The following is a 6,091-nucleotide window of genomic DNA, read 5'->3' as shown; positions in this document are numbered from 1 at the left end:
TTGCGGCAATGAGCGCCTCGGCCACCGGCACGATCTCGCGCTCGGGCAAGGCGACCGGCTGCGGCAGGATATCGTCCGGCAAACCCTCGCACTGCGCGACGTTGAAGACGGTGAATCGCTTCAGGAAAGCAACCGACCGCGCCTCGCCGCCGCTCTCCCGCGCCCGCTGCTTCTCGGTCTCGGGCGTGAAGCGGTCGGCATAGACGACCTGCGTTCCGTGCTCGCCCTTGCGCACATTGCCGCCCGCCGCGATGGCTTGGCGAAACGTGAGCCAGCCGGGACGCGCCCAGCCTGCGGCCAGCGCCGAAGCCCAGAGCAGCAGGATATTGATGCCTGAGTAGCTGCGGGAGGTCAGGGCATTGCGCGGCAGGCATGGAACCGCCCCGGCTCCCCCCGCCCCGCCGCAAGCCGCGCTGCTCCACGGCTGGACCCACGGGATGCGCCCTGCTTCCAGTTCGGCAATGATCCGGGCCGTGACCTCGTCGTAAAGCGAGACCCGCGCCTCCTTCTTGCGGGTGTCCTGCCTGCCTGCCGAAGGACTGCCTCCGGAATTACCCCCAAGGTTACCCTCAGGGTTATGGCGGCGGTTATGGTCAGGGTTATCCACACCCTGCGAAAGCCCGCGATCCCGAACCCCGACCCGCCCCGGATCGGCGTTGCCGCCGTCCCTCTGCCGGTCGGAACCAACGGCTCCACGAACCTGATCTTGCGGCCTCGCGCATTGCGGGACCTTGCGATTGCTGCGCATGTCTCACCTCCTGCACTGCCCAAAAAACCCACCATGGGCCTCCCCCGGAAAGGCGGGGGGTGGGCGGCCCGGACGACCGACAGGGCCCGCGGCAAGCGGCGCCTGCACCTGAAAGGCTGGAACGGGAGTGGAGGAGCCGCGACGAAGGAGCGGCTTGCAGGGGCCGATGGCGGGCCCAGACGGTTGTCGAGCCCACACCCCGACTTTCATCGGGAGAGGCTCACAAATGGTGCCGCGCGCGGGCGCAGCCGGCGCGCGTCCACATCGAGGCGGGGCATGCCCCGCCGACCCCTGCGCCAGCGATCGTAACGGCTATGCCGACGAGACGCCGCAGGTGGCTCGGCCGGAGCGCAAGCGGAGGTAGAGCGGGGCCGCGTCGGCAGACGCGGGGCGCCGAAAGATCCCTCGAGAAGTCCTGACGCCCGATCGGAACCGACCGAACGCCGTTTGGCACGGATCATGAGCGAGACCGGTAACCGCTCCTCACGTCATGCCGAATGGACTCCGGCTTCCGACGGATAAGAAGCGCCCCTGGAAACCGCGCACCTCCTCGGAAGAAACGCTTCAGGCCCCCGCACGCCTAAAGCCTTGTGATATCTCCACAGTGGCCTGTCCAAGCCTTGCGTCCCGCCGCTGCCCCAACTAGCCAAGCACCATGCGTATTGAAGGCCGCTCCGCACTCATCCTTGCTCACCCGGCAGACCTGAGGTTCGCCAAAGATCTCGCGGATGCCCTCGAGACTCTCGACGGCCAATTCGACCTCGCTGTGATCGACATTCTCGCGGTCGGCCAGGCCATGGCACGCATTCGCGGCCTGTGCATCCTGGTGTTGTCGCCGCAACTTCGCAGCGCCCCTGAGTATCCACGACTGCACCGCGAGCTGAAGTTGCTTGCGCAACTGGGATCTCTGGAAGTCGTGGAAAAATCGCCCGATCTTGCCCGGGGCGAATTTCCGCTGCAGACCGTGGTCCGGCTTTACGAAGCAGAGCCAAAGCGCAACACCTCGGCGTTAAGCAGGATCGGGCTGCGTATCATCCAGGACAACGGCCTGCCGATCGATCCGCAGTCGCTGATTGCGTCCGAGCTGTTTCAGCCGATCGGGTCTCTCGAGCTCCCCGGCCGCACCTATGGTGTTCTGGAAAGAAACGGTATCACCCTCATCGGCGATCTCGTTCAGCGCGGCGAAGCCGACCTGCTGCGCATATCGGGCTTCGGCCGCCACTCGCTCGCCGATGTCAAGGATGCGCTACGCGCCCGCCGCCTGCGTCTCGGGATGGACGTCGGCATCTGGAGGCCGATCTACGTCGACGACGAGGAAACCAAGTCGGCGGCGTCGGCGAAAGCCGAGAGGGCTGCCCTGCTCGCGCAGCTCAAACAGGCCCGGGGCGGCGCGACGTTCGAACCGGAAGGCGACCATCTGACGATGGTCACCGCCGCCGAAGATGGCGACCGAATCGCGGCGCTGAAACCGATGACCGGCCAGATGCAGACCGCCCTGCTCGAGAAGGCGCGCACGCTGGCCGGGTTTACCGCCCGCCTCGACAACCAGCCCGGCTGGACCGGGCTCGGCAGGGCCGCCGCTACGCTCACAACGCTTCTCGAAAATCCGACCGAAGACATCCCCGACGTTCTGGGACTTCTCTATCCCAACGCGCTCGAACTCGGCTCGTTCGTCGAACTCGACGAGCAGATCTCGGCCGGCGCGGTATCCTACGCCCTGCCGCTCGATCCGGAAGTGCAGCGCTCGCTGAAAGATGTGGTTCGCACGCTGGCTCCCTGGTTGAGGATGTTCCCCAGCGCGCGCGAAGCCGACGAGGAAGCCGGCCGGTTCCTCGTCAAGGCCGCCGACCTCAAACCCACCTTCGAAGTGATCAATGCGGCGAAGGAGCAACGGCTGGTCACGCCGGAGACCGCCGCGCTGCTCGAAGATCTCGAAGGCGCCGCCGAGCGCGGCACCTTCCAGGGCGAAAAGGCCGGAGGCTGGATCAAGCGAACTACCAGGAACCTGGTTACCGGTTCGCTGTCGCTCGCCGGCATAATCGTCTCCGGCGCGGTCGCATCCGACTACTCGACAACCTCGCCGCTGATCCACAGGATCGGCCAGTTCCTGACCTGCACCGAGATTGCAATAACGGAAGTCATCAAGGACCTGCCACAGGACCTGCAGTTCGCGGTCCGCGAATTCGTGACGGACCTGCGCGCGGTGCTGCCCCCGCCGCCCGCCGCCGATACACCGGCCGCCACCGGAACCACCGGAGTCAATAGATTCGGGTAGCCGACAAGGCTACCCAGGCATTCAGCGGAGCGGCCGGATCCGCGGCGGCATTGCACCGATTCGCGGCGGCATCGCCTGCAACCTGCTGGGCCTGCGCGGCGGCTTCGGCGCGCAGCCGGCCTTGAGTACCGCCTCGCCCGCCTCGGTGATACGGTAGCCTAGCTGCCGTCCCACCGCGCCTTCGGGAACCTCCTCGATCCAGCCTGCGGCCAGCATCGACTTGATCTTGCCTTCCCCGGCGGGGTGGAGGCCGCCCCGGCTCTCCACCAGACCGCCGGAAAGGGTGCGCAGCGCATCATACTCGCGTTTGGTGGGTCCATTCACGGGAACTTCTCCTCCATAGGTTCAGCCTCAGTCTACCGACGGGAACAGGCGCCTGAGCGGAACCACGATATCCTCGATGAGCGCACCGCGATCCAGGCCGAGGGCCGCCCGGCGAACCGGAAGGACTATCGGCGGCCGGTCACTCACGCCGCCGTGGCCCATGACGAGGGAATTGGGGTTCGAGGCATGCTGCGCGCGCGTGCGCCATCCGCGATGTTCGACGCCGGTCAGGCGGACCACGACGACAAGATGCGTCAGACGCTGGGTCGGATCGATGCGCTCGATGACGCTTGCCGCAAAGCCCAGCGCCGTGCCCAGCCGCTCCTGCACGGCCTCCTCGACGATCACCATGCCGCTCATCAGGTCGAGGTTCCGCCCGCTGCTTGGCGGCGCGTCCAGCGGCAGCCGCAAAGCGACGGCCCCCTGTTCCGTGACGCGGATGGCGGCGCCGCGATCCTGCGAGACGACGAGGTCGGAACCGTCCAGCCGGCTGACGGTACCGAGCGTCCGATCGAACAGCCTGCTCGTTCCATAGAGCGCGGATTGCTCCAGATGCTCGGCAAGACCGGGCGCTTCAAGTTCGGCAGGCCGCAGGATCCGCTGGCGCGGCCCGCCGACGACAACGAGGTCGAGCGAACCCGGCGATGCCTGATGCCGGTTCTCCGCCGGCAGCATGGCGGCAGCGCGCGCGGTCATTTCCTGCTCATCGACAGGCGCCGTGGCATTCGCAAGCGTGACGTCATGGAGCGCGCGGGTAATGTTGTCCTGGAGATCCTCTGGTCCCATGAAGCTGCCGCGGAACAGGCCGCCCTCCCAGGCCTGGACTTCGGCAATGAAGGCCGCTTGTTCAGGCCCGGGCGCAATACCCTCCTGCACGAACGCGAGGACCGGTCTGGTCTCCCGCGCCTCGCGGTATTCCTGGTGCGTTGCGGACAGGGGCGATCCGGGAGGCACGAAGCCGTAACCCTCGCCGAGAATCAGAACGACCATGTCCGATCCGCGCAGGCCCTGAAGACAGGCGATCTGCGGCGAGTGCGGCTGAGCGCCGAAGTCCTCTGCCATGACCGGCTCGTGGCGCAAGGTAGACACCGCGCGGCGGGCAGCCGCCCGCTGGGGCTCGAAGCCGGAAATGAGCGAGCTGATGAAAATCCGCATAAGGCCAGATTAGGGGCGAGCCGCCGATTGTCCACGGGCGAATGGCAACCATCTCGCGGAAATCGCGATCAATCTTCAACGGCCGATGAGCCCAGGCCTCTGCGCTCGGCGGAGGGCGGCATGATCCCGCGGCTCGCCAGGCATACCGCGAACCGGCGCAGCCGCCTCCCGCACCCATAGCGCCAGTCATCGCCAGACCGCCCTCGCTGCGCGGGCCGGGCCGTCGGGTCCGGGAGCCGGTGTTCGATCCCAGGTCAGCCGCGGCGCAGCAGACCCGAGAGATCATACGGTGTCCCCGGCCCGCTCAGAATGCGAACGAGAGCTGGTCGGGATTTACCGCGCGCCGCCGATGCCCGCGCTCGCGGGCGTTGTTCTGATCGACGGTGCCGAAAACGACCTTGATCATGGTCAGCGCGCGCGAGTTGACCGCGCCCGAGGCTTCGAGGCGGCGGACCGCGCGGGCGGGATCGCGATAACCGATGGCCTTGCCGAGTTCCGCTTCAGTGAGGCCGCGATTCCTGCGGGCCGCGGCCAGTTGGGCCCCAGTCATGATGTGCTCCGTCGATGTTCGAAATGGCATCCTCGAGAAGGTCGATCCCCCTCGAAGCGCGCCGGATCCGCTTAACGAGGCGCGAGTCCCGGCTCCAGTAAAAACGCACCCGCCCGCCCCTTTATCAACAGAATACCAACAGCCTTCCGCACAGGCCGAGTCGGTGCGCGACTCGTGGATTGGTGCCGCACACGCCGGCATCGGCATCCTCCTGCGGAAGCGCGCCCTCCTCGACTCACGCCGGCCTGAATCGCGAAGCCGCACGGCCGCGGGAGAGATCCGATAATCGCCGCGAAGAGCCCCGTCAGACCGTCTCGACATCGGGAACCGCGACGCCTTCGAAGTCCCCTGCCAGCCAGCGGCTGATTTCCTGAACGCGGCCGCGCTTTTCCTCGAAAACCCGAAAGCGCTCGAGCACATCGTCGCTCAAAATATTCTCAAGGTTTTCGATGACGACAGCGGTGCCCTGCATGTTGACCGTGGCTGCATTGTTGTTCGTGGTGCCGTAGTCGATATCGACGCCGATCACGCAATTGGCGCCCATGGCGATTGCCTTTTCCACCAGGACCGACCGCGCGGTCGCTTCACCCGAGTTCACCTTGAAGGCCATGCCGGTCGCAACGTTGGTGGCGCCGAACATGTCGGAAAATCCCTGGCTGAGTTCGTTGAAAAATCCGGTGCCGACGGTCACGTTTGCCGTCACCATCGACTTGATCCGGCAGCGGGCCCCTGGAGGAACCTGTGAGATCGTCATCATCGGGAAGTCGACGATGTGATCCTGGACGTATTGCCGGCACTCCTCGCGCTGCGCCTTGGTGCCGATGACCGCACCGCGATACTCGGCATCACCGCATTTCTCGCAGAGATCGGGATAACTGGCATCGGTCACGAAGTTCACGAAGGAGACCTGCCGCGCACTGTACCGGCGATTTGGCGTTTTCAGGAAGCCGCCATCGGAGATCTCGGCATCGCAGTTCGAGCACGTATCGTTCATATTTTTCCCCTTGCTGGACCCGACCCTAACCCTCTCGCCGTGACC

6 protein-coding genes are annotated in these 6,091 nt (G+C 66.1%); 1 reads left to right on the top strand and 5 read right to left on the bottom strand.

Translation table 11 applies throughout. The features are described from left to right. Positions 1-748, bottom strand: a 748-nt coding sequence (locus NTCA1_RS19020; protein ID WP_159831451.1) for an ArdC-like ssDNA-binding domain-containing protein, incomplete at its 3' end; no start/stop codon positions are given. Positions 749-1,403: 655 nt separating this feature from the next. Here NTCA1_RS19020 and NTCA1_RS19015 point away from each other — a divergent pair. Next, complete coding sequence (locus tag NTCA1_RS19015; protein WP_159831450.1) at positions 1,404-3,023, top strand: DNA-directed RNA polymerase subunit alpha C-terminal domain-containing protein; 1,620 nt, start codon at positions 1,404-1,406, stop codon at positions 3,021-3,023. 21 nt (positions 3,024-3,044) lie between these two features. Here NTCA1_RS19015 and NTCA1_RS19010 read toward each other — a convergent pair whose 3' ends face one another. From NTCA1_RS19010 to NTCA1_RS18995, 4 genes are all read right to left on the bottom strand, one after another. Then, positions 3,045-3,347 carry a hypothetical protein gene (locus NTCA1_RS19010; RefSeq protein ID WP_159831449.1) on the bottom strand — a complete coding sequence of 101 codons (303 nt, stop codon included), beginning with the start codon at positions 3,345-3,347 and terminating at the stop codon, positions 3,045-3,047. A gap of 27 nt (positions 3,348-3,374) precedes the next feature. After that, positions 3,375-4,502, bottom strand: coding sequence for a DUF4062 domain-containing protein (locus tag NTCA1_RS19005; RefSeq protein ID WP_159831448.1), 1,128 nt, complete (start codon positions 4,500-4,502; stop codon positions 3,375-3,377). 304 nt (positions 4,503-4,806) lie between these two features. After that, a complete protein-coding gene (locus tag NTCA1_RS19000) occupies positions 4,807-5,052 on the bottom strand; it encodes a hypothetical protein (RefSeq protein WP_159831447.1) in 246 nt (81 codons plus the stop codon). Between the two features lie 304 nt (positions 5,053-5,356). After that, the gene (locus tag NTCA1_RS18995; protein ID WP_159831446.1) at positions 5,357-6,046 is read right to left on the bottom strand and encodes a heavy metal-binding domain-containing protein; all 690 of its coding nucleotides are present in this window, start codon (positions 6,044-6,046) and stop codon (positions 5,357-5,359) included. Positions 6,047-6,091: the final 45 nt, after the last annotated feature.

Origin of the sequence: Novosphingobium sp. TCA1, assembly GCF_009811895.1 — a bacterium.
Lineage (GTDB): Bacteria > Pseudomonadota > Alphaproteobacteria > Sphingomonadales > Sphingomonadaceae > Novosphingobium > Novosphingobium panipatense_A.
The sequence above is the reverse complement of the archived record's forward strand: the minus strand, read 5'-3'. Positions and strand labels throughout refer to the sequence as shown.

What these genes read in the sequence shown, in the direction of transcription:
- NTCA1_RS18995 (WP_159831446.1), bottom strand. Translation starts at nt 6,046, where the DNA reads ATGAACGATACGTGCTCGAACTGCGATGCCGAGATCTCCGATGGCGGC.
- NTCA1_RS19005 (WP_159831448.1), bottom strand. Translation starts at nt 4,502, where the DNA reads ATGCGGATTTTCATCAGCTCGCTCATTTCCGGCTTCGAGCCCCAGCGG.
- NTCA1_RS19000 (WP_159831447.1), bottom strand. Translation starts at nt 5,052, where the DNA reads ATGACTGGGGCCCAACTGGCCGCGGCCCGCAGGAATCGCGGCCTCACT.
- NTCA1_RS19015 (WP_159831450.1), top strand. Translation starts at nt 1,404, where the DNA reads ATGCGTATTGAAGGCCGCTCCGCACTCATCCTTGCTCACCCGGCAGAC.